Source organism: Microbacterium testaceum (genome assembly GCF_006539145.1).
Lineage (GTDB): Bacteria > Actinomycetota > Actinomycetes > Actinomycetales > Microbacteriaceae > Microbacterium > Microbacterium testaceum.
This window is the reverse complement of record NZ_BJML01000002.1, coordinates 207,991-230,413: the sequence shown is the minus strand read 5'-3', so window position 1 is coordinate 230,413 and position 22,423 is coordinate 207,991. Positions and strand designations below refer to the sequence as shown.

The following is a 22,423-nucleotide window of genomic DNA, read 5'->3' as shown; positions in this document are numbered from 1 at the left end:
CCGAGGTCAGGCCACGGCGCGCCGTGACGGCTCGAGCAGCTTCAAGAACGAGAGGTCGTCGGCCACCTTCGTGATGAGCGCGTGGTCGATGGAGGGGATGTCCGGTGACCCGAGCGGGTGGATCGTCCGGATGGCTTCCACGAACGCGTCCGCGGGGATGGTCGAGCCGGCGTGCGGTTCTTCCGGGGTGGCGAACGCGTGCATCAGCGGCAGAACCGATCGCGCACGATCCTCGTCGGGCAGCGCCTCCAGCGCCGTGCGGAACCGGTCCACCCATTTGGCGTGGTCCGCGATGCGCTCGATGGCGTACCCGTCGTCCTGGAGCCAGTCGACGACGGTGTCGAGGGAGACGCCGTCGTCGTTCGGGTTCACCACGTTGTAGGTGCGGTATCCCACGTTGGTGGAGGCGCCGATCGCGTTCATGGCAGCGGAGGTGAAGTCGGCCGGCAAGCCGTCGTAGTGCGACGACAGACGCTCGCCGTCGGCACCACGCCGAACGAAGGACTCCGGTGCCAGCCCCGTGGCGAGAACGCTCCAGACCAGCCGGGTGAAGACGTCGGGCAGGTTCACCTGGCCGCGCCAGCGCGGGTGCGCCAGAACCATGTCGGAGCGGAATACCGCCACCGGTACGCCGTGCTGCTCGTGCGCTTCGCGCAGCAGCACCTCGCTCGCCCATTTGCTCGCCCCATACCCGTTGGCGTACTCGTCTCCGATGCTCCACGCGGGGATCGTGTCGCGGATGTCGGCACGCTCGTCGAGGGCGGCGGGGGCGGCCGGGTCGGCCGCGGCTTCGACGGTCGGCCGCGCGCCACCGGCGACCGCGACGCTCGAGACGAAGGTGACGGGCACGCTGCCGGCGGCGATGGAGAGGCGGATGATCTCGGAGGTGCCGACGACGTTCGGACCGAACAATGCCGTGTATGGCAGCACGTGATTGACAAGGGCGGCGGCGTGCGCGATGAGGTCGACGCGGGCGGCGAGGTTCCGCCACCGCGGCTCGTCGAGACCGAAGAGGCGCTCGCTGACATCGCCGGCCCTCACCTCGAGCGAGGCCCCGAGGTCTGTGAAGCGCTCAGCGAAGGCAGGATCTGCGGCGAACGCGGTGTCGAGGCGACGTCGGGCGTCGGCGTCGTCGGAACCGCGAACGATGCACACGAGCGTTCCGCCCACCGGAGCGAGGCGTTCGAGCCAGTCGAGGGCCAGGAACCGTCCGAGGTACCCGTTGGCGCCCGTGAGCAGGACCGTGCGGCCTCGGGCAGTGCCCGCGGGCTCCGAAGTGGCCGGGGTGCGCGAGGAACGCAGGACCGGCTCCGGGATGTCGCCGAGCACCCGGTCGAGGCGCAGGTCGCTCGCACGCAGCGTCGACGGGTCGGTACCGTGCACGCGCGCCACCGTGGGCCGGTCGTCGGCGGCCGAGCGATCGATGAACGCGGCGATGGCGGTGAGATCGTTCGTCGGGTCGGTGATGACCCCGACGGGCACCTCGGTACCGAAGACGTCCTCGAGCATCCCGGAGAAGGTCAGCGCCGACAGCGAGTCACCGCCCAGATCGGAGTACCGGGCTGCCGCAGCCGTTGCCGAGGACACCTCGGCGCCGAGGAACTCGCAGGCCGCGCGCACCACGGTGTCGAGCGTCGGCTCGACGCCGACGCGCTCGCGGAGGGCTGCCACCAGGGCACCACTACGCTCTTCGGCGAGGTCGGCATAGAGACTCGCGAGCCGTTCGCCGTACCGTGCCGTGATGCGCGGTCGCAGGAGCTTGCGGGCGTCCGAGAGCATGCCGTTCTCGACCGTGAACGGCTCCGGTTCGACGATGACTCCGCGGGGCACCTCGTAGGGGGCGAGCCCATGCTCGCGTGCGGTGCGTTGAAGAGCGGCGAGCACGTCGCGCTCCGACGATCCCGCATCAGCGGGCACGACGACCGCGACCAGGAACGCGTGTCGGCTGTCGCCGTGCAGCGCGATCTGGCGCACCTCGGGCGTCCCGCCGTACGTGGCCTCGAGAGCCGCCACCGCGACGAACTCGCCCTGCGACAGCTTGATGACGTTGTTCCGGCGGTCGAGGTATTCGTAGGAACCCGGTCCGGTCTGGGCCATGATGTCGCCGGTCCGGTAGAAGCCGTCCTGGTCGAAGACCGCGGCGGTGACGTCTGGCCGGCGGAAGTACCCCGTGATCGTGGAGGTGCTCTTCACCAGCAGCTCACCCCGCGGGTGCGGACGGTCGGTGACGCGGTAGCCGAGCTCGGGCACATCGATGAGCTTGTGCGCGGTGACGGGCGGTTGCTGCACGACTCCGTCGTGGAGGATGCTGCCCGCTTCGGTGGAGCCGTACACGTCGTGCAGCGCCGTGCCGAGGCACTCCTCGATGTAGCTGCGGAGCTCGGGGGTGAGCGGAGCACTGGCGCAGATCGCCCGGCGGATCCGTCCCCCGAACGCCCGCACGCGCAGATCGGCGTGCACCGCCGCGCGCACGGCATCCTGATCCGTATCGCCCGCGGCCAGGCGACGCTGCTCGTCGCGATCGCCCTCCTGCCGAACCATCTCCGCCACGCGAGGGACGAAGACGAACTCGGTCGGGGCGAACGTGCGCAGATCGTCGAACAGGGCCGACAGATCCGTCGAGGTCGCAAGCGCGAGAGTTCCGCCGCGTCCGAGGGTGGCGAAGACCGCCGCGCGGCCGGTGAGGTGACTCATCGGCAGGTAGGCGTACCCGACGATGTCGTCGGTGGTGCCGTCGTCGACGCCGGGCCGGCGCGCGTGCCACAGTCTCTCGACCATGGAGCGCGAGTACATCGCGCCCTTCGGGGTTCCGGTGCTGCCGGACGTGTAGATCAGGAGTGCGAGGGGGTCTTCGCCCGCCGCGGGATGCCACGGGGTCGGGCGCGGCAGGAGCTCGCCGCGGGTGACGAGCTCGGCGAGCGTCGGACCCGATGTGTCGGTGTCGACCGCCGTATCGAGCAGCATCGTCCGCACGTCTCCGGCGGATGCCTCGGCGATGGCCTGAGCGATGGCCGACTGCTCGGCAGAGGCCGCGAGCCACACCGGCTCCGTCTCGTCGACGATCGCGCGCAGCGCCTCGAACGACGCGCTCGCCTGGAGGGGCACGCTCACCGCGCCGAGGATCCACGACGCGAGATCGAGCGTCACGAAGTCGACGGTCGCGGCTCCGAGCATCGCGATCCGGTCGCCGGGCGAAACGGTCTCACCGAGTGCGGCCGCAACCGCACTCGCTCGGTCCCACAGCTCGTGAAAACTGGTGTCCTCGACGTCGGCCCCGAACCGCTCTCGCAGTGCCGGACGATCGGCGTGCTGTGCGAACACCGCCTCGACCGACATGTCGTCGTGCTGTTGCTCCATTTTCTTCGTCCTCTTCCCTTCATCCGGGCGCGCCCCCGCGCCCTGGCCTCTCGCCGCCCTCCGCTCACGGGCCCGTTGCGGTGGACGCCGCGTGCAGCGCGAACGGGCGCCACGGGGATCGCCCTGTCCGGAACGGTGTGCAGCGTGGCGGCGGCGTGGCGGGAACAGCTATGCGCTCGTCGTCGGTGAGGGCGCCGTCACGGTCTCGATCCGGGGTCGCCAGGATCGCCGGAGGAGGGAGGAGCGCTGTCCACGGGGACCGCACTCGACATCGCACACGTCAATAAGACGCCTGTTCCCTAGGTGTTGGCCGAGTGGAGCCGACAGCAGGCGCTCGGGTGGACGACGCGTGTGATCAGGGTGCCTCGACCGTGCGGGTCATGAACGTCGACAGCGGATCGGGCGCGTAGGGCGGGAACGCCGGGCATTCGACGAAGCCTTCACTCGCGTAGAGACGACGAGCGGGCACGAAGTCGTCGGTGCTCCCCGTCTCGAGCCAGAGACTCCGGATGCCGCGCTCCCGCGCATCGTCCATGATGTGCCGCAGGATCGCGCGGCCGATGCCCTGGCCGAGGAAGCCCTCGGCGACCCGCATCGACTTCAGCTCGGCGCGGTCGCGATCGAGGTCTTTGCACGCGCCGATGCCGGCGAGTTCGTCGTCGACCCACGCGGACCAGACCGTGATGCCGTCAGCGGTGAGGCGATCCACGTCGAGGGCGTGCACGCTCTCGACGGGTGTGTTCTCGAGCATGCCCGCGAGGTGGGCGGCGACGAGAGCACGCGTGGCGTCTCCGGACAGGTCATCGGGGCGGATCACGAGGGGCACTCCTGAACCCTAACGACCGCATGTTTCGTGCACGGGTCGCGCGGAGGGGCGGCCGGTAGGCTGAAGACGTGACTGTTCGGCTGTACGACACGAAGGCGCAGGGACTCCGCGACTTCGTCCCCCTCGACCCCTCGAACGTCACGGTCTACGTCTGCGGCCCGACCGTGCAGTCGGGCCCGCACATCGGTCACGTGCGCGCCGCGCTCGTCTTCGACCTGCTCCGCCGGTGGCTCTCCCACCGCTTCGGCCGGGTCACCTTCGTGCGCAACGTCACCGACATCGACGACAAGGTCCTCGCCAACGCGACCGACGCCGAGCCGTGGTGGGCTCTCGCCTACCGCATGGAGCTCGAGTTCTCACGGGCGTACGAGGCCATCGGCATCCTTCCCCCCACCTACGAACCCCGTGCGACGGCGTCGGTGACGCAGATGCAGGAGCTCATCACCGAGCTCATCGAGCGCGGCCACGCCTATGCGGCCGCCGGCGACGTCTACTTCGACGTGCGGTCGTGGCCCGCGTACGGCGAGCTCACCCGTCAGAGCCCGGATGCCATGGAGCCGGCCGCCGACGCCGATCCCCGGAGCAAGCGCGATCCCCGCGACTTCGCCCTGTGGAAGGGGGCGAAGCCCGGCGAGCCGGCTTCTGCCACCTGGAGCTCGCCCTGGGGTGCGGGACGGCCCGGCTGGCACATCGAGTGCTCGGCGATGTCGCGTCGCTACCTCGGTCCCGAGTTCGACATCCACGGCGGCGGTCTCGACCTGCGTTTCCCGCACCATGAGAACGAGATCGCGCAGTCGACGGCGGCGGGGGATGCCTTCGCTCGTTACTGGGTGCACAACGGCCTCGTCACCGTCGACGGGCAGAAGATGTCGAAGTCGCTCGGCAACTTCACCCTCGCTGCCGACGTGCTCGCCGCGCACGATCCGCTCGTGGTGCGCTACGCCCTCGCCGCGGCGCACTACCGGTCGAACCTCGACCTGAGCGAGGCGTCGTGGACCGAGGCCGAGACGGCCCTGGGTCGGATCCGCACGTTCCTCGACCGCGCCCGGCGTCTCGTGCAGCCGGGGTGGCCCGAGGCGAAGGAAGGCCTTCCGGCGGAGTTCGTCGAGGCCATGGACGATGACCTCTCGGTGCCCCGGGCGCTGGCGGCCATCCACACGAGCATCCGGTCGGGAAATGCGCTCCTCGACGACGGCAAGTACGATGAGGCGAAGCACGACGTCATGGACGTCATGCAGATGACGCTCGTCCTGGGGATCAACCCTCACTCTTCTCCGTGGGGTGGCACCGGAGGGGGAGCGGAAACCGCCGCTCTGGACTCCCTCGTCCAGACGATGATCACGCAGCGCGCGCACGCGCGCGCGGACAAGGATTGGGCGGCCGCGGATCGCATTCGAGACGCGATCGCCGCCGCAGGAATCACGCTGGAGGACACTCCGGCCGGAACGCATTGGAGTATCGATGGCTAAGCCTGGACGCCCGGGAGCACGCAACCCCGGCAAGAAGAAGGGCCCCCTCAAGGGCACGGGCGGCCACGTCCGCAAGGCTCTCGAGGGCCGGGGCCCCACCCCGAAGGCCGAAGACCGCGCCTGGCACCCCGCCGGCAAGCGCAAGGCAGCCCAGGAGCGCTACGCCGCCGCCGGTGGCAAGGCGAAGCCCGGCGTGCGCGCGGTCGGCAGCAATCCGAACCGCAAGAGCCCGAAGGCGGCCGACGACACCGAGACGGTCACGGGCCGTAACTCCGTGCTTGAGGCGCTGCGGGCGAAGATCCCCGCCACGGCGATGTACGTCGCCCAGCGCATCGAGATGGACGACCGCGTCAAAGAGATGCTGTCGATGGCGACCAACCGCGGCATCCCGGTGCTCGAGGTCACGCGCCCCGAGCTCGACCGCATGGCCGGCTTCGACGGCGTGCACCAGGGGGTGGCGCTCAAGGTTCCCCCCTACGCCTACGTCCACCCGCAGGACCTGCTCGAGCAGATCATCGATCGCGGCCAGGTGCCCCTGCTCGTCGCGCTCGACGGTGTCACCGACCCCCGCAACCTCGGGGCGATCATCCGCTCCACCGGAGCTTTCGGCGGTCAGGGGCTGATCATCCCGCAGCGCCGCTCGGCGAGTGTCAACTCCGCCGCGTGGAAGACCAGCGCCGGGGCCGCTGCGCGCATCCCCGTCGCTCTCGCGGCCAACCTCACGGCCACGCTCAAGGAGTTCAAGAAGCAGGGCGTGTTCGTGCTCGGACTCGACGGCGACGGCGATGTCTCGCTGCCCGCCCTCGAGCTCGCCGACCGCCCCGTCGTGATCGTCGTGGGTTCCGAGGGCAAGGGTCTGTCCCGCCTGGTCACCGAGACGTGCGACCAGGTCGTCTCGATTCCCATCTCCGCCGCGACCGAGTCGCTGAACGCCGGCATCGCGGCATCCGTCGCCCTGTACCAGGTGTCGACGCTCCGCGGCACCGTCTGACCCACCGAGAGGAACGCTCATGCCCCGTATCGCCGTCATCGGAGGCACCGGTTACGCCGGTAGCCACATCGTCACCGAGGCCGTCCGCCGCGGCCACACGGTCGTCTCGATCGCCCGCTCGGTACCCACCGAGCGTGTCGAGGGTGCGACCTACGTCGAGGGCACCGTCCTCGACGTCCCCGGTCTCGTCGCCCAGCTCGAGGGGGTCGACGTCGTGGTCTCGGCCGTGGCTCCCCGCGGCGACATGGAAGGCAAACTCCGCCCCGCGATCGCCGAGCTCGTCACGGCTCTGCCCGAGAACGTCCGCGTGGGCGTCGTCGGCGGCGCCGGCGGGTCGCTCGTGGCCGAGGGCGGGCCGCGCCTGATCGACACGGAGGGCTTCGCCGAGGAGTACAAGCCCGAGGCGCGCGAAGCGATCGGCATCCTCGAAGACCTCCAGGCCGACGACACCGGCCGCGACTGGTTCTACGTTCACCCGGCCGGCGGTTTCGGCTCGTGGGCACCGGGCGAGCGCACCGGTTCGTACCGCGACGGCGGCGACGTGCTCGTCGTCGACGGCGAGGGCAACTCGTTCATCGGTGGCGCTGACTTCGCGGTCGCCGTCCTCGACGAGATCGAGAACCCCGCGCACACGCGTGAGCGCTTCACCGTGGGGTACTGAGCCCGCGACGTACCGAGGCCGTGGCATCCTGGATCGATTCCGGATGCCACGGCCTCGGCGTTTCGCGGGGCGCGGTGCGTCAGACCAGATCGCGCCAGTCGACCGAGTCGGTGTCGGTCGTCGGAACCTCGCCGGTCGCCGGGGCATCGGCGTCGGACACCGTGGGCAGCGACATGGTGTCGGTGGGAGGGCCCATGACGGTTGCCTCATCGCGGCGGTGGCGCAGAACGTCGTCGATGTAGGAGCTCACGACCTCGGCGAGGGGGACCGAGCGGCCGCGCGCCTGCGACATGTACCAGCGGTGCTCGAGCACCTGGTGGAAGACCTCGGCGGGCTCGAGCTTGGCGCGCAGGTCCCACGGGATGGCCATGACGATGGGCTCGAACACGCGGGTGAGCCATTCGTGCGCGACCATCTCTTCGTCGGCTCCGAGGCGCGAGACGCGCGCACGGAACTCGTCGAGGTCGTTGAGAAGGCGGCGGGCCTGGTTCTCTTCGACGTCGAGTCCGGTCAGTCTCAGCAGACGCCGCTGGTGGTGACCGGCATCCACGACTTTCGGCTGGATCGACACCTTCGTGCCGTCGCTCGCCGTGCGGATCGACATCTCGCCGATGTCGAAGCCGAGGGCGTTCAGACGGTGCACGCGCTCGGTGATGCGCCACGACTCGTCGACCGCGAACGACTCCTTGTCGGTGAGGGCGCCCCACAGCGAGTGGTAAGACGACACCAGTCCGTCGGCGATGGCCACGGCATCCACCCCGCCCTCGAGGCGGCCGCCGGCCTCGAGGTCCATGATCTCGCCGGCGATGTTGATCCGGGCGATGTCGAGGTCGTGTGCGCGCTGACCGGGGGTCAGGCGGTTGCCGTGCAGTTCGCCCGTCTCGGCGTCGACGAGGTAGGCCGCGAACTCGCCCGCGTCACGACGGAACAGGGTGTTCGACAGAGACACGTCACCCCAGTAGAAGCCGACGTTGTGCAAGCGTACGAGCAGGACCGCGAGAGCGTCGACGAGACGGGTGGCGGTGTGCGGGCGCAGCACCTGAGTGAACAGGGCGCGGTAGGGGAGCGAGAAGCGCAGGTGAGCGGTGACGAGGGCAGCGGGAAGGGGGCGGCCCGAGGCATCGGTGCGGCCGGCGATCACGGCGACGCGCTCGACGCAGGGAGCGTCGAGCCGGTCGAGGTTCCCGAGCATGTCGTATTCGCGACGTGCCATCTCCTCGGTCGTCTCCTTGATGGCCACGACCCGGCCCGACAGGTTCGCGAACCGTACGAGGTGGCGTGAGATGCCTTTGGGGAGAGCCACGATGTGATTGCTGGGCCAGTCGGCGAGACCCGTCGACCACGGCAGCTGCAGGAGGCCCGGGTCGACGGTGCTCGCCGTGATACTGAGGGATTGGGACACGGGAACCTCCGGGAAAACGGTGCGGCGCGCCCCCGACCCGACGGATCGGGATCGGGGACGCGCCGCGTCGGTGCGTGGATCAGGCCGAAGCGATGGCCCGGTCGGTGAGTCGATCGCCCGTCTCGACGTCGAAGACGTGCACGTGTCCGGGGACCGGCGCCAGCACGACCGTCTCGCCCGCGTTGGGGTGACGTCGACCGTCGACGCGAGCGACGAGGTCGGTGCGCTTGCCGTTGATGTCGGTGTGACCGTACAGGTAACCGTCGGCGCCGAGCTCCTCGACGAGGTCGACGACGACCGAGAGGCCGCGGCCGTCGGCGGGGGCGACCTGGATGTCCTCCGGACGGACACCGATGGTGACCGCGGAGCCGTTGGCCTTGCCGATGGTGTCGGCCTCGACGGGAACGACGAGGTCGCCGAAGCGCACGCCGCCCTCGGCCAGGTCGGCGGTGAAGAGGTTCATCGCGGGCGAGCCGATGAAGCCGGCCACGAAGACGTTCTTCGGGGTCTCGTACAGGTCTCGCGGGGTGCCGACCTGCTGGAGGAGGCCGTCCTTGAGCACCGCGATGCGGTCGCCCATGGTGAGCGCCTCGGTCTGGTCGTGCGTGACGTAGACCGTGGTGACACCGAGGCGGCGCTGGAGCGAAGCGATCTGCGTACGGGTCTGGACGCGAAGCTTGGCGTCGAGGTTCGACAGCGGCTCGTCCATGAGGAAGACCTGGGGCTGGCGGACGATCGCGCGGCCCATGGCGACGCGCTGACGCTGACCACCGGAGAGGGCCTTGGGCTTGCGGGTCAGGTACTGCTCGAGGTCGAGCAGCTTGGCGGCCTCGAGGACGCGCGATGCGCGCTCTTCTTTACCGACGCCGGCGATCTTGAGCGCGAAGCCCATGTTCTCGGCCACGGTCATGTGCGGGTAGAGAGCGTAGTTTTGGAACACCATCGCGATGTCGCGGTCCTTCGGCGGGACGTCGGTGACGTCGCGATCGCCGATGAGGATGCGGCCGGAGTTGACCTCTTCGAGGCCGGCCAGCATGCGCAGCGACGTGGACTTGCCGCAGCCGGAGGGGCCGACGAGGACCAGGAATTCGCCGTCGGCGACGTCGAGGTTGAGTTTGTCGACCGCGGGGCGGGTGCCGCCGGGGTACAGACGGGTTGCGTTGTCGAAGGTGACGGACGCCATTTTCTCTTCTCCTTCACCGGCAGGTACGTGCCGGACGATCCGTAGTGAATGGAATGAACGGGGGCGACCCCGTGCGCCCGACGTTGGACGCATTCGTCAGTATCGCACGTGTCTGGTCATTTCTCAGCCAGCCTGGCTACCATCGATCCTCGTCCGCCCCACCCGCGCGGGCCCCCTGATTTCATGCGGCATCGTCCGTGCCCGGAAGGTTTCATGTCCAACGACCAGTCACCGAATGTGCCAGCAGAACGCGACCGCCGTGAGGCGGTCCGCGAGAAGGCGCAGCAGGTCAAGGCGAAGCAGGCACGCTGGCGCATCGCGCGACGCTCCCTGCTGGGCATCGGTGCCGTCGCGGTGATCGCGGTCGGCGCGGTCGGCGTCTCGTTCGCGTTGAACTCGCGCGAGGCCCGCTCGCAGGCCTTCCCCGACGCCGCGACCGACGACGGCTTCCTGATCACGAGCGCCTCGCAGGTGGCCGATCCGCTCGCCGATCAGACCGTCGACGGCAATGCCGCGACGATGTCGGCTCAGGCCACTCCTCCGGCGGACGAGCCCGCACCGGCCACAGAGCCGACGCCCGAGCCGACCGCCACCGCGGCACCCGTCGATATCCGTATCTACGTCGACTACATGTCGGCCGAGGCGCGCGAGTTCCAAACCGCGAACGCGAGCCAGCTGTCGAAGTGGGTCGGCGACAAGGCCGCCACTCTCACGTACTACCCGGTGGCGATGCTGACGTCGAAGTCGAACGGGACGAAGTACAGCCTGCGGGCCGCCGGTGCCGCGGCCTGCGTGGCGACGCACTCGTCGGACCGCTTCTTCGCGTACAACCACGAGCTGCTGACCAACCAGCCCGCGGTCGACTCCGACGGCTATAGCGACCAGCAGCTCGCCGACATGGCGCAGGGTGCCGGGGTGAGCGACGTCGGCACGGTTCGCGACTGCATCGAAGGCGAGACTTACACGGCGTGGGCGAAGGCCGCCACCGACCGCGCGATCAAGGGCCTGCCGGGCACGAAGGGGCAGGCGCTGACCGCGACCCCGACCGTGCTCGTGAACGGCACCGAATACGTCGGCAACATGGACGACGCCAAAGAGTTCGCTCAGTTCGTGCTCACCGTCGACAGCAACGCGTACTACTCGACCGCTACCCCCACCCCGTCGGTCACCCCGTCGGCTCCTCCCGCGGGTTGACGAATCGGTGCGGACGCGACGTCTTATGAGATTCTGGTGGCATGAACGAAGAGCTTGAGGACTCTCCGCCCCGGCGGTCCCTCACGCAGTTGAAGGCTTGGGTGCAGGAATTCCGTGAACAGGGACACCTGTTCGCCGGACAGCTGAAGGTCGTCGAGCAGGAAGACGCCGACAGCCAGGACACGGGTCTCGTGGTGATGAACCTGATGAACGCCCGAGCGTCGATCTACATGCAGCCGAAAGGCTACGACGAGCCGCTCTGGGAAGCGACGCTCACGTCGCGACCCGACGACCTGACGATGACGCCGCACGAGATGGCGAGCCTGGCCGCCGAGTTGGTGGTGGCCGGCAATCTCTGCTCGTTCCTTCAATGGAAGTCCCTGGAGTGGGACCGCGACAGTGGGAGGCACCGCATCTGACCGGTCTCGTGTGGCCCGCCCGCCGCTCTAGACTCGTTCATCGAGACGCCACGCGTCTCCTGCCGGCTTGGCGCAATTGGTAGCGCACCGTACTTGTAATACGGGGGTTGCAGGTTCAAGTCCTGTAGCCGGCACCACAGACACCAGATCAGTAGTGCGAAAAGCCCCGCTCCGCCGTGAGGAGGCGGCGCCGGGGCGTTCTTGCGGCACCTACCAGCCGGAGCCGCCGGCTTCTATCGCATCGCCTCGGCCGACGAGGCGCCTGCGATGGGCGGGCCCTGAGCAGCGGCAGAAGTAGCGGTGCATCGATGACGTCTTGTCGTATTCGAAGGTGGCGCACGCTGGAAGGAGGCGAAACCGACGGCGAACGAGACGGCTCAGCAGTCGAGCGAACCCTCCGGGGCGGAGTCCCACGGGTGCGTGCCCGCACAACTCGCACATCGTCGGTCGCGGCGTTGCGGGAGCGACTCGCAGCTGGGCACGATTGCGTGCTGCCGCGATCACGGCTTCGTGGCATGGGTGGAGGAAGAGTACGTCGTTGCCGCGATGAAAGCTGTCTGGCCTGATTGCGAAGGTGTAGCAGACGTGGATGGTCGGATCATCGAGGAGTATCCGGCGGATCGCCGCGTCGACACGCTCGGTCATGACGCCCCTCCTCACAACGGTCTGTGCCGGTGTCTCGGTGCGAGGGGCGCTTATGCCAGTGGTCCGTCGAAGTGCGGGCGCACGGCAACGCGCCTTCGCAATCCGTACACGAGAACGTAATACTCGTACGTCTCACGCGGCAACTGGGGAAGAACGGCCCCAGGGCGGCGCGGAAGCCAGACTCAGCGCATCCGCACGCGCAGCCATCGCACGCCGTGGGCGGCGAGGGTGAGTCCGGCGCCCAGCCATACGGGCTGAGACGACACGAGGTCGAGGGCCTCCGGTGCCATGCCCGAGAGGGTCAATGCGTCGATTTCGACGGCCGAGTCGCCGACGTTCGCCAGGACGAGCACCGAGAATCCCTCACCCGGGCGCAGGAATGAGACGACGGATGCCACGTTCGCCCCGAATGCGATCAGGTCGTTGCCCGCGAACTCCGGCGTCGACCGGCGCACGTCGATCAGTCGCGACAGCCGCGAGAAGACGCGCGCGGCCGGGGTGTCGGCATCCGTTCGATCCTCATGCTCTTGCTCGGAACGGAAGGGGCGATTGACCCACCGGCTGTCGCCCGCTTCTTCCGGCCGTTCGCGGTAGGAGTAGTCGTTGAGCTGGGCGACCTCGTCGCCGAGGTAGAGGAGCGGGATGCCGCCGGTCGAGAGGGCGAGGGCGTGGGCGAGCACGACGCGGTCCTCTCCGCCGGCGTCGCCCGCCTCGATGCCGGCGAGTGACGCGGTGGTGCCCGTGACGCGCGCATCGCCCGTGCGCGGGTTCTCCTGGAATGGCACGCCGCGCGCGAACGAGCCCTCGGCCCGACCGACGTAGAAGTCGTTGAGGAAGCGGCGGTGCGGGTAGCCGTCGATCCCGAGCTCGGCGGCGTCCTCGTCGGCGAAGGTCCAGCCGATGTCGTCGTGGCTGCGCACGTAGTTCACCCAGGCGGTCCCGGCCGGGAGCGCGTGCCGGCGCTCAAGCGCTTGTTGCAGCAGACGACCGTCGCGAGTGGCGAGCGCCTCCCAGGTGAGGGCCATCTGCAGGGGGTTGTACGAGATCTGACACTCGTCCGGTGAGATGTATGAGACCACCTCATCGGGGTGCACGATGGCCTCCGACTTGAACAGCAGCCCGGGAGCACCCATGCGCAGCACCGCGTTGAAGGCCTGCAGCAGCAGGTGCGCCTCGGGCAGCGACTCGCAGGTCGTGCCGAGTTTCTTCCAGATGAAGGCCACGGCATCCATGCGGAGGATCTCGACGCCCTGATTCGCGAGGAAGAGCATCTCGCCGGCCATCGCCTCGAAGACCGCGGGGTTGGCGTAGTTCAGGTCCCACTGGAAGTGGTAGAACGTCGCCCAGATCCAGCGGCCATCGTCGAGCTGGACGAACGTACCCGGATGATCGTCGGGGAAGATCTCGCGCGTGCTCTGCTCGTAGGCGTCGGGCAGCTCGCGATCGGGGAAGATCAGGTAGAAGTCCTCGTACCCCGCCTCGCCCGCGATGGCCTTGCGAGCCCACTCGTGCTCGTTGCTCGTGTGGTTGAAGATGAAGTCGACCACGAGCGAGATCCCCGCCCGGCGCAGATCGGTCGCGAGGGCGGCGAGCTGTTCCATCGTGCCGAGCGCCGGATTCACCCGGCGATAGCTCGACACCGCGTAGCCGCCGTCGCTGTTGCCCTCGGGGCTTTCGAACAGCGGCATGAGGTGCAGGTAGGTCAGGCCGAGTTCGCGGAAGTACGGAATGGATTCCCGGATGCCGTCGAGCCCGCCCGCGTACCGATCGACGTAGCAGACACCACCCAGCATGCGCTCGTTCTCGAACCAGTCCGGCGCGCTCTCGCGCTCCCTGTCGAGAGCCTTCAGGGTTCGCGGGCGCGCCGTCCACGAGGTGCGGGCCAGATCGAGGACGGATGCCAAGCGCTCGAGGCCGTCGGGTCGTTCGCCGTACAGCCGGGTGAACAGGTCGTGCAGGCGCGGAAGGTGTTGTTCGGCGTGCGCGAGGAACTCGTGGTCGGCGTCGGCGGCGCGGAGGTCGTCGATCAGGTATGAGACGTCGTCGGGGCCGGGGCGGAGCTGGGTCACGGGTCACAGCCTGACGCATCCGGGCGGGCCCCGCCGACATCGGCGTGCCGCGGGGAGGCGAAGGGGGTGGCCGACCACCCCGCGTCGTACGATCGACGGTGGCTCCCGTGCGGGGGCGCGAGAGGAGAGCCGTGGCGGAGCGGGGGTCGGTCGGTCTGGCCGTCGGGGGAGCGGTCCTCATCGGTGCCCTCACCGCGCTGCAGGCGCGAATCAACGGCAGCCTCGGCGGCGAGATCGGGGACGGATTCGTCGCCGCCGCGATCTCGTTCGGCTCCGGGCTCATCATCCTGATCGCGTTGTCGGCCCTGATTCCCGGGGGCCGACGCGGGTTCGGGCGGCTGATGGCCGGCATCCGGTCTCATTCGATTCCGCCGTGGATGCTCTTGGGCGGACTGGTCGGGGCGTTCACCGTCGCGAGCCAGGGCCTGACGGTGGCGACCATCGGCGTCGCGCTGTTCACCGTCGGATTCGTCGCGGGGCAGACCACCGGCGGGCTCGTGCTCGACCGCATCGGGTACGGACCGGCCGGCGTCGTCCCGGTGACGGTGCGGCGGCTGATCGGTGCGCTGCTGGCCATCGCGGGTGTCGTCGTCTGCCTGTCGGGAGATGCGCTCGGCGGGGTTCCGCTCTGGATGCTCGTCGTCCCGGCGATCGCGGGTGCGGGCGTGGCGTGGCAGCAGGGGACGAACGGGCGCCTGCGCGTGCGCGTGGAGAGCCCGCTGACCGCGACCCTCGTGAACTTCATCGGCGGAACGGTCGTGCTGCTGATCGCCGCGGGTGTGCATGTCGCCATCGTCGGAACACCGCGCACTGTGCCGACCGAGCCCTGGCTGTACATCGGCGGGGCGGTCGGCGTGATCTACATCTTCTTGTCGTCGGTCGTCGTGCGCCGCACGGGTGTGCTGCTGCTCGGTCTCGGCTCTGTCGTGGGTCTTCTCACGACCTCGGTTCTGCTCGACGCGCTGTGGCCCGCGCCGGCGGCTCCCTCGACCCTGGTGGCTCTGCTCGCTGCGGTCGTGGCGATCGCCGGCGTGGTCGTCGCCGCCGTGCCCGTCCGTCGCCGCCCGCGCTGACCACCGAACGACGAAGCCCGCCGCCGGTCGGGAGCGTGCCCGCTACGCGGGGCGGAAACGACGACGCCGCCGGGGACCGGGGTCCCGCGGCGGCGTCGATCGAAAGAGGTCAGAGACGCGTCTCGTCGACCGTGCGCCTCTTCTTGCCTCCGGGCATGCGTGAGAGGTGCTTCGCGGCATCCACGGTCTTGCGCCGCGTGGCTCGGGTGCGCGCGGGCTTGCCGCCGACATAGAGCCACCCGAGCAGGACTTCGCCTTTCTCGAGCCCGTGCGCCTTCGCGAGCACCTTGCTGCGGGTGTTGTCGTCGGTGCGCCAGAACACGCCGAAGCCCGCTTCGTCGAGCACGAGGCTCAGCATGTGGGCGACTCCGGATGCCACGGCCTCCTGCTCCCATGCGGGGATCTTCTTCGAGCGGAGGTTCGCCACCACCGCGATGATGAGCGGTGCGCGACGGGGCTTGGACGACAGCCCCTTCTTACCGTCCGCCTTGTTCAGCGCGCGGGCGAGGACGTCTCGGTCGGCGCCACGGATCTCGATGAGCCGCCAGGGCTTGAGACTCTTGTGGTCGGCGACGCGACCGGCCGCGGCGACGAACGCCTCGAGCTCGGGACCGGTGGGGGCGAGGTCGGTGACCTTCGACCACGACCGGCGGTCGCGCATCGCCTCGAGTGCGCTCACGCTTTGTCTTCGGGGGTGAAGTTGAGCGAGAGCGAGTTCATGCAGTACCGGTCGCCGGTGGGCGTGCCGAAACCGTCGGGGAAGACGTGTCCCAGGTGCGAACCGCAGTTGGCGCAGCGGACCTCGGTGCGCTGCATGCCGTGGCTGTTGTCTTCGATGAGCTCGACCGCCTCGGGGCGGACCGACTCGTAGAAGCTCGGCCACCCGCAGTGCGAGTCGAACTTGGTGCCGCTCTGGAACAGTTCGGCATTGCACGCCGCACACGTGTAGAGGCCGGCACGGCTCTCGTCGAGCAGCTCACCGGTCCAGGCGCGCTCGGTACCCGCCTGGCGGAGCACCGCGTACTGCTCGGGGCTGAGCTCAGCGCGCCACTGGTCGTCGGACTTGTCGACGGCGTAGGTCATATTCACTCTCCTTCTTCGTCTCTATTCTCTCGCGCCCAGCGGCGGTCAGGTCGTGACGGCATAATCTCCCGGGTGACTCCGGATGCCGCGACCACCGTCGCCGACCGCTATCGACGTTTCGCCCGCGACGAGGCACCGGGACGTTCGGTGGTGTACGGAGCCTGGGCGGGGCGCGTCGCCGACGATGCCGCCGTCGCGGCCGCCCTCGCGGGCATCCCCGACACACGCCGTCAGCCACCGCTGGTCTTCGCGGTGATGCGTCTTCTGGGGGCGCCGCTCGACGACGTCGACGAGTGGGCGTCATGGGTCGTGGCTCACGCCGACGCGATCGTCGAGGAGTGCGGCCGACGCAGCGTGCAGACCAACGAGCCGCTCCGGTGCGCAGCCCTGCTCCCGGCGTTGGCGGCGATCGAGGGGCCGATCGCCCTGCTGGAGGTAGGGGCGAGCGCGGGGCTCTGCCTGTACCCCGACCGGTACTCGTACCGCTATCACCGCGGCGGCGAGGTCATCCCGGTCGATCCCGTCGACGGTCGCAGTTCCGTCGTCCTCGACAGCGATCTCGAGGGGCACCCCGACCTGCGGATGCCGGAGATCGTCTGGCGTGCGGGGATCGATCTCAGTCCCCTCGACGCCCGGCGTTCCGAAGATCGTAAGTGGCTCACCGGCCTCGTCTGGCCGGGGGAGGAGGGCCGCCTCGAACGGATCGAGGCGGCACTCGACATCGTGGCGGCCGATCCGCCGATCCTCGTCGCGGGCGACGGCGCGCAGGCCCTTCCCGCGCTCGCCGCACGGGCTCCGGCAGGAGCGACGCTGGTCGTGACCACTCCCGGCGTCCTCGCTCACGTGCCGCGCGTGCACCGGACCGCGGTGATCGCGGCAGCCCGGGCGGCGGGCAGGTGGATCACCCTCGACGCGCCCGGCCTGCACGACGGATGGACGCGTCGACCCGAGCCCGCGCGGGGCGGCTTCGCCCTCGCCCTCGACGGCGAGGTGCGGGCGGAGGTCGACCCGCTCGGGGCGTGGGTGGCGTGGCATCCGGGATCGGGACCGACGGCGCAGTAGCGTGGCGGCGTGCCTCTGTCGGACCGTGACCTCGCCTTCCTCGCCTTCGAGGGGGAATGGCGCCGTCACGCGGGAGCGAAGGAAGAGGCGATCCGCGCCGAGTTTTCTCTGACGCCCGCCCGGTACTACCAATTGCTCGGCCGTCTCATCGACACCCCCGAGGCTCTCGCCCACGACCCCATGCTCGTCCGCCGCTTGCGACGTCGCCGCGACGACGCGACGGCCCAGCACCGCGCTCGCCTCGGTCGGGCGGCGGTCCGCTGACAGGCTCGCCTCGACGCGACCGATAGCATCGTCCAATGGCCAGATCGACCTTCCCTCGGGATCGCTTCGACGACCTCCCGGCCGAATCCGGTCGCGTCGGCGCTCACCGTGCCGAGAAACCGCGGCTGCGCGGATGGATCGTGTTCCTCTGGGCGGCCATCGCCACTCTGCTGTTGATCATCGCCGGCATCTTCGCGACACTCGTCGTCTCGGGTCGCATCTCGCTCGGCGCCGACACTGCGCCCAGCCCGACCGTCTCGGCCGAACCGACCATCCCGGCCGTCGTCGACACCTCGTACTCGGTCGTCGTGCTCAACGGCACCTCCGACAGCGGACTCGCGGCCTCGGTCCGTGACCAGATCGTGGCCGCGGGCTGGAGCGGAGACAACGTCGAGACGGGCACCTCCGACAGCACCGACTTCGCCGACACCACGATCTACTACCGCCTCGAGAGCGACGAGGCCGCGGCCGAGGGGCTGGCGCAGACCATCGGCGGGGCGCAGATCGCGCAGAGCGATTTCCTGCAGCCGACCGACGACCCGAACACCCCGGCTGATGAGAGCGACGTCAAGCGCCTGATCGTCGTGATCGGGCTCGACCGCGCTGCCGGCCAGCCTTCCGCCTCCCCCTCGTCCTGACACCGCGAGGGGCGCGTGTTTCCGCGGCGTAACAACTTGGATGCACGCGCGTCAACAATGCTCCGGAACCCCGATTCCGCGGCATCGCTCGTGCTTACGATGACCTCGTCGTTCAGCAACAGGAGATTCGCATGACGCAGGGCACTGTCAAATGGTTCAACGCCGAGAAGGGCTTCGGCTTCATCACCGTCGATGACGGGCAGGACGTCTTCGTCCACTACTCGAGCATCGAGATGTCGGGTTTCCGTGTCCTCGAGGAGGGGCAGGCCGTCGAATTCACCGTCGGCACCGGTCAGAAGGGCCCTCAGGCGGAGTCCGTGCGACTGGCCTGAGCGCTGATCCGAACGCCGTGGCATCCGAGTTCCGGATGCCACGGCGTTCGCTGTTTCCGGGACGGCGCGTGGCTTGCACTCCCTAGGGGCGAGTGCCAGAATGAATTAGCACTCGCTTTCGTCGAGTGCCAAAATCTGCAAGTCACCCGTCCGGGAGGGACGACACACTTATGGCAAAGATCATCGCTTTCGACGAAGAGGCCCGGCGCGGTCTCGAGCGCGGCCTCAACACTCTCGCCGACGCCGTCAAGGTGACCCTGGGCCCCCGCGGTCGCAACGTCGTGCTCGAGAAGAAGTGGGGCGCACCCACGATCACGAACGACGGTGTCTCGATCGCCAAGGAGATCGAGCTCGACGACCCGTACGAGAAGATCGGCGCTGAGCTGGTCAAGGAGGTCGCGAAGAAGACCGACGACGTCGCGGGTGACGGCACCACCACCGCCACCGTCCTCGCCCAGGCGCTCGTGCGCGAGGGCCTGCGCAACGTCGCCGCCGGCGCCGACCCCATCTCGCTCAAGAAGGGCATCGAGAAGGCCGTCAAGGCCGTCACCGACGAGCTCCTCGCCTCCGCCAAGGAGGTCGAGTCGAAGGAGCAGATCGCCGCGACCGCGTCGATCTCCGCCGCCGACCCCGCGATCGGCGAGCTCATCGCCGAGGCCATCGACAAGGTGGGCAAGGAGGGCGTCGTCACCGTCGAGGAGTCGAACACCTTCGGCACCGAGCTCGAGCTCACCGAGGGCATGCGCTTCGACAAGGGGTACATCAACCCCTACTTCGTCACCGACCCCGAGCGTCAGGAAGCGGTCTTCGAAGACCCGTACATCCTGATCGCCAACCAGAAGATCTCCAACATCAAGGACCTTCTGCCGATCGTCGACAAGGTGATCCAGGAGGGCAAGGAACTCCTCATCATCGCCGAAGACGTCGAGGGCGAAGCTCTCGCGACCCTGGTGCTGAACAAGATCCGCGGCATCTTCAAGTCGGTCGCCGTCAAGGCTCCCGGGTTCGGCGACCGTCGCAAGGCGCAGCTGCAGGACATCGCGATCCTCACCGGCGGCCAGGTCATCACCGAAGAGGTGGGCCTCAAGCTCGAGAACGCGACCGTCGACCTCCTCGGCCGTGCACGCAAGGTCATCATCACCAAGGACGAGACCACCATCGTCGAGGGGGCCGGTGAGTCCGAGCTGATCGAGGGTCGCGTGACCCAGATCCGCCGCGAGATCGAGAACACCGACAGCGACTACGACCGCGAGAAGCTCCAGGAGCGCCTCGCGAAGCTCGCTGGTGGCGTCGCCGTCATCAAGGCCGGAGCCGCGACCGAGGTCGAGCTCAAGGAGCGCAAGCACCGCATCGAAGACGCCGTGCGCAACGCCAAGGCCGCCGTGGAAGAGGGTGTCGTCGCCGGTGGTGGCGTCGCGCTCATCCAGGCCGGCAAGAACGCCCTCGTCAACCTCGAGCTCACGGGCGACGAGGCGACCGGTGCGAACATCGTCCGCGTCGCTATCGAGGCTCCGCTCAAGCAGATCGCGCTCAACGCCGGTCTCGAGCCCGGTGTCGTCGCGAACAAGGTCGCCGAGCTCCCCGTGGGCCACGGGCTGAACGCTGCGACCGGCGAGTACGGTGACCTGTTCGCCCAGGGCATCATCGACCCGGCCAAGGTGACCCGCTCGGCTCTGCAGAACGCTGCGTCGATCGCCGGCCTGTTCCTCACGACCGAGGTCGTCGTCGCCGACAAGCCGGAGAAGAACCCCGCTCCCGCGGGCGACCCGACCGGTGGCATGGACTTCTGATCCACGCTGACGACTGAGAACGCCCCCTCCCTCGGGAGGGGGCGTTCTTCGTTGGTAGGGGGAGGGTGCGCCGTGTCCCATTTCTGGCTGCCTGGGGTGGTGTCAGCCAGCCGTTTTTGGGACGCGGTCCGATTTCATCGGGACATACTCGGGGCGCGCGTTCGAGCGGGGAGCGTGCGGCCGGTGCACACCATCGACGACGGCGGAACGCGTCAGGCGCCGTTCTCGGGCCGGTAGTTCTCGGGGAGCCGCTCGAGGGGCTGGGTCTCGATGAGAGCGTGTTCCTGCGCGTCGCGGCGATCAGCGAGGGGGAGGGAGACCCGGAAGGTCGCTCCACCCCCGGGGGTGTCGCGTACATCCACCGTGCCGTGCAGCAGGTCGACGATGGATGCCACGATCGACAGGCCGAGGCCCGAGCCGCCGGTCTCTCGGGTGCGCGAGGTGTCAGCGCGCCAGAAGCGCTGGAAGATCTGCTCGCGGATCTGTTCCGGCACGCCCTCGCCATGGTCGATGATCTCGATCCATCCCATGTCGGTCTCGGCGTCGACACCGACGCGCAGGCCGATGGGCGAGTCCTCGGCGGTGAACCGACGCGCGTTGCCGAGCAGGTTCGCAACGACCTGACGCACCTTGTTCTCGTCGCCCATGACGACGGGGGTGAGGCGCGGTACGGCGCGGACCACCCCGATGGGTGCAGCCGGTGTTCCGTCCGGAGGAGTGGATGCCGCAAGCTCCGCCCCGTCTCTCGATCGGCGACGGAGCCGCGAAAGGGTGGCGCCCGCGATCGCCATCGCCGACGTCGTGGGGGCGTTACGCCGGCGGCCGTTTCCGCTCGCGGGCTTTCCTCCCGCGTCCAGGAGGGGGTCGAGAGTGATCGTGGGCAGGATCAGCTCGTCGCGGGAGGTGGTGTCGTCGACCGTGACTTCGCGCTGTGGCGACGTTACGCGCAGGTCGAGCGCGGCGTCACGAGCGATCGGACGCAGATCGAGGGCGATGATCGTGACGTCGCGGCGCTCGTCGAGGCGGGCGAGGGCGAGAAGGTCCTCGACGAGCGCGCCCATCCGGATCGCTTCCTTCTCGATGCGCTCCATGGACTGCGCGACGTCCTCGTCGGAGCGGATGGCACCCATGCGGTACAGCTCCGCATAGCCGCGCATGGTGACGAGGGGCGTGCGCAACTCGTGGCTGGCGTCGCCGATGAAGCGCCGCATCTGCCGTACGGTGGCATCCCGTTGTCCTAGGGCTCCGTCGATGCGCGCGAGCATCGCGTTGATGGCGGTCTTGAGCCGGCCCACCTCGGTGTCGGGGACGATATCGGTCAGCCGCTGACTGAAATCGCCGGCTGCGATGTCCATGGCCGTCGTCTCGACCTGTCGCAGGTTGCGGAACGCCAGGGTGACGAGCCACCGGGTCAGCAACGCCGTCGCGATGAGGATCAGCAGCGCCACGAAGGCGTAGATACCGATGTAGGCGGCGACGATCCGGTCGGTGGGGGCCAGCGGCTGGATCACCATCTGGGTGTAGACACCGGGGTTCCCGGGCACCTGCAGAACGCCCACGCGAGCGAGGAAGTGTTGGCCGGATTGGGGTGATTCGAGCTCGATACGGCGGTCGATCTGGCTGTACGTCTGCTCCACCGTGAAGGTGGGCGGAATCTCGGGCAGAGCCGTCGTCGATGTTCCGTTGTAGAACGCCTCGCGCTGACCGTCGGGACCGTACACGACGACCATCGACCCGATCTGCGGGGCATTGTCGACCTGCGAGAACACGACGCGTCCGTCGCCGGGCGCGGTGGTGAAGATGCTGTTCGCGATGCTTCCGGCGGCCTGCTGCGCGAGTTGCTCGTCGAGGTTGTTCACCAGGGTGGTGCGCAGGAACACCATGGTTCCGATACCCGCGGTGAACAACCCGATGGCGAGGAGCGCGACAGTCACGCCGGTGACCTTCGTGCGCAGGCTCAGCCCG

The 22,423-nt window shown here is 69.0% G+C and carries 19 protein-coding genes and 1 tRNA gene; 12 read left to right on the top strand and 8 right to left on the bottom strand.

Annotation, left to right across the window (positions count from 1 at the left end; translation table 11 throughout):
* Positions 1-6 precede the first annotated feature (6 nt).
* Complete coding sequence (locus tag MTE01_RS05160) at positions 7-3,357, bottom strand: thioester reductase domain-containing protein (protein WP_141376073.1); 3,351 nt, start codon at positions 3,355-3,357, stop codon at positions 7-9.
* A gap of 355 nt (positions 3,358-3,712) precedes the next feature.
* Positions 3,713-4,183: a GNAT family N-acetyltransferase gene (locus MTE01_RS05155; protein WP_246077985.1), complete on the bottom strand. Its 471-nt coding sequence runs from the start codon at positions 4,181-4,183 to the stop codon at positions 3,713-3,715.
* 68 nt (positions 4,184-4,251) lie between these two features.
* Between MTE01_RS05155 and cysS the strand changes: the two genes are divergently transcribed.
* Genes cysS through MTE01_RS05140 form a run of 3 tightly spaced genes read left to right on the top strand, consistent with a single transcriptional unit; the run spans position 4,252 to position 7,304 of the window.
* Positions 4,252-5,652 carry a cysteine--tRNA ligase gene (gene cysS / locus MTE01_RS05150; protein ID WP_141376071.1) on the top strand — a complete coding sequence of 467 codons (1,401 nt, stop codon included), beginning with the start codon at positions 4,252-4,254 and terminating at the stop codon, positions 5,650-5,652.
* Entirely contained in the window at positions 5,645-6,643 is a 999-nt protein-coding gene (gene rlmB / locus MTE01_RS05145; RefSeq protein WP_141376069.1) for a 23S rRNA (guanosine(2251)-2'-O)-methyltransferase RlmB, read from the top strand. Before cysS ends, rlmB begins: the two co-directional genes overlap by 8 nt.
* Before the next feature lie 19 nt (positions 6,644-6,662).
* Positions 6,663-7,304, top strand: coding sequence for an NAD(P)-dependent oxidoreductase (locus MTE01_RS05140; RefSeq protein WP_103206180.1), 642 nt, complete (start codon positions 6,663-6,665; stop codon positions 7,302-7,304).
* Positions 7,305-7,383: 79 nt separating this feature from the next.
* Here the strand turns inward: MTE01_RS05140 and MTE01_RS05135 are convergent, their stop codons facing one another.
* Entirely contained in the window at positions 7,384-8,706 is a 1,323-nt protein-coding gene (locus tag MTE01_RS05135; RefSeq protein ID WP_103206181.1) for a DUF4032 domain-containing protein, read from the bottom strand.
* Positions 8,707-8,785: 79 nt separating this feature from the next.
* Positions 8,786-9,889, bottom strand: coding sequence for an ABC transporter ATP-binding protein (locus tag MTE01_RS05130; protein ID WP_103206182.1), 1,104 nt, complete (start codon positions 9,887-9,889; stop codon positions 8,786-8,788).
* Between the two features lie 237 nt (positions 9,890-10,126).
* Between MTE01_RS05130 and MTE01_RS05125 the strand changes: the two genes are divergently transcribed.
* From MTE01_RS05125 to MTE01_RS05115, 3 genes are all read left to right on the top strand, one after another.
* Complete coding sequence (locus MTE01_RS05125; RefSeq protein WP_307723123.1) at positions 10,127-11,083, top strand: DsbA family protein; 957 nt, start codon at positions 10,127-10,129, stop codon at positions 11,081-11,083.
* 41 nt (positions 11,084-11,124) lie between these two features.
* Positions 11,125-11,502, top strand: coding sequence for a hypothetical protein (locus MTE01_RS05120; protein ID WP_103206184.1), 378 nt, complete (start codon positions 11,125-11,127; stop codon positions 11,500-11,502).
* A gap of 61 nt (positions 11,503-11,563) precedes the next feature.
* A tRNA-Thr gene (locus tag MTE01_RS05115) sits at positions 11,564-11,639 on the top strand.
* 690 nt (positions 11,640-12,329) lie between these two features.
* Here MTE01_RS05115 and MTE01_RS05110 read toward each other — a convergent pair.
* Positions 12,330-14,174 carry an amylosucrase gene (locus tag MTE01_RS05110; RefSeq protein ID WP_371861596.1) on the bottom strand — a complete coding sequence of 615 codons (1,845 nt, stop codon included), beginning with the start codon at positions 14,172-14,174 and terminating at the stop codon, positions 12,330-12,332.
* A 173-nt stretch (positions 14,175-14,347) separates the two neighbouring features.
* On the opposite strand from MTE01_RS05110, the gene MTE01_RS05105 reads away from it, so the two are divergent.
* Positions 14,348-15,289 (top strand): DMT family transporter, encoded by a 942-nt coding sequence (locus tag MTE01_RS05105; protein WP_174799643.1) that lies wholly within the window; start codon positions 14,348-14,350, stop codon positions 15,287-15,289.
* Positions 15,290-15,398: 109 nt separating this feature from the next.
* On the opposite strand, the gene MTE01_RS05100 is transcribed toward MTE01_RS05105, so the two are convergent.
* Both MTE01_RS05100 and msrB read right to left on the bottom strand, forming a co-directional pair.
* Positions 15,399-15,950 carry a nitroreductase family protein gene (locus tag MTE01_RS05100; RefSeq protein WP_116239347.1) on the bottom strand — a complete coding sequence of 184 codons (552 nt, stop codon included), beginning with the start codon at positions 15,948-15,950 and terminating at the stop codon, positions 15,399-15,401.
* 14 nt (positions 15,951-15,964) lie between these two features.
* The gene (msrB, locus tag MTE01_RS05095) at positions 15,965-16,372 is read right to left on the bottom strand and encodes a peptide-methionine (R)-S-oxide reductase MsrB (RefSeq protein WP_103206243.1); all 408 of its coding nucleotides are present in this window, start codon (positions 16,370-16,372) and stop codon (positions 15,965-15,967) included.
* A 72-nt stretch (positions 16,373-16,444) separates the two neighbouring features.
* Here msrB and MTE01_RS05090 point away from each other — a divergent pair, with 72 nt between their 5' ends.
* The 5 genes from MTE01_RS05090 to groL all read left to right on the top strand — a co-directional run bounded on the left by MTE01_RS05090 (position 16,445) and on the right by groL (position 20,458).
* Complete coding sequence (locus MTE01_RS05090; RefSeq protein ID WP_141376065.1) at positions 16,445-17,434, top strand: DUF2332 family protein; 990 nt, start codon at positions 16,445-16,447, stop codon at positions 17,432-17,434.
* A 9-nt stretch (positions 17,435-17,443) separates the two neighbouring features.
* Positions 17,444-17,698, top strand: coding sequence for a DUF3263 domain-containing protein (locus tag MTE01_RS05085; protein WP_103206245.1), 255 nt, complete (start codon positions 17,444-17,446; stop codon positions 17,696-17,698).
* 35 nt (positions 17,699-17,733) lie between these two features.
* Positions 17,734-18,336, top strand: a complete 603-nt coding sequence (locus MTE01_RS05080; RefSeq protein ID WP_141376063.1) for a LytR C-terminal domain-containing protein — start codon at positions 17,734-17,736, stop codon at positions 18,334-18,336.
* Positions 18,337-18,467: 131 nt separating this feature from the next.
* Entirely contained in the window at positions 18,468-18,668 is a 201-nt protein-coding gene (locus tag MTE01_RS05075; protein ID WP_056229192.1) for a cold-shock protein, read from the top strand.
* 170 nt (positions 18,669-18,838) lie between these two features.
* A complete protein-coding gene (gene groL, locus MTE01_RS05070; RefSeq protein WP_103206247.1) occupies positions 18,839-20,458 on the top strand; it encodes a chaperonin GroEL in 1,620 nt (539 codons plus the stop codon).
* A gap of 212 nt (positions 20,459-20,670) precedes the next feature.
* Here groL and MTE01_RS05065 read toward each other — a convergent pair whose 3' ends face one another.
* Positions 20,671-22,341, bottom strand: a complete 1,671-nt coding sequence (locus MTE01_RS05065; RefSeq protein WP_174799652.1) for a sensor histidine kinase — start codon at positions 22,339-22,341, stop codon at positions 20,671-20,673.
* Between the last annotated feature and the right edge of the window lie 82 nt (positions 22,342-22,423).

Excerpts from the sequence above, each read along its gene's own strand:
- MTE01_RS05080 (WP_141376063.1), top strand. The coding sequence starts at position 17,734 with ATGGCCAGATCGACCTTCCCTCGGGATCGCTTCGACGACCTCCCGGCC.
- MTE01_RS05160 (WP_141376073.1), bottom strand. The coding sequence starts at position 3,357 with ATGGAGCAACAGCACGACGACATGTCGGTCGAGGCGGTGTTCGCACAG.
- MTE01_RS05065 (WP_174799652.1), bottom strand. The coding sequence starts at position 22,341 with ATGGTGTTCCTGCGCACCACCCTGGTGAACAACCTCGACGAGCAACTC.
- rlmB (WP_141376069.1), top strand. The coding sequence starts at position 5,645 with ATGGCTAAGCCTGGACGCCCGGGAGCACGCAACCCCGGCAAGAAGAAG.
- MTE01_RS05100 (WP_116239347.1), bottom strand. The coding sequence starts at position 15,950 with ATGCGCGACCGCCGGTCGTGGTCGAAGGTCACCGACCTCGCCCCCACC.
- MTE01_RS05130 (WP_103206182.1), bottom strand. The coding sequence starts at position 9,889 with ATGGCGTCCGTCACCTTCGACAACGCAACCCGTCTGTACCCCGGCGGC.
- MTE01_RS05075 (WP_056229192.1), top strand. The coding sequence starts at position 18,468 with ATGACGCAGGGCACTGTCAAATGGTTCAACGCCGAGAAGGGCTTCGGC.
- msrB (WP_103206243.1), bottom strand. The coding sequence starts at position 16,372 with ATGACCTACGCCGTCGACAAGTCCGACGACCAGTGGCGCGCTGAGCTC.
- MTE01_RS05140 (WP_103206180.1), top strand. The coding sequence starts at position 6,663 with ATGCCCCGTATCGCCGTCATCGGAGGCACCGGTTACGCCGGTAGCCAC.
- MTE01_RS05120 (WP_103206184.1), top strand. The coding sequence starts at position 11,125 with ATGAACGAAGAGCTTGAGGACTCTCCGCCCCGGCGGTCCCTCACGCAG.
- groL (WP_103206247.1), top strand. The coding sequence starts at position 18,839 with ATGGCAAAGATCATCGCTTTCGACGAAGAGGCCCGGCGCGGTCTCGAG.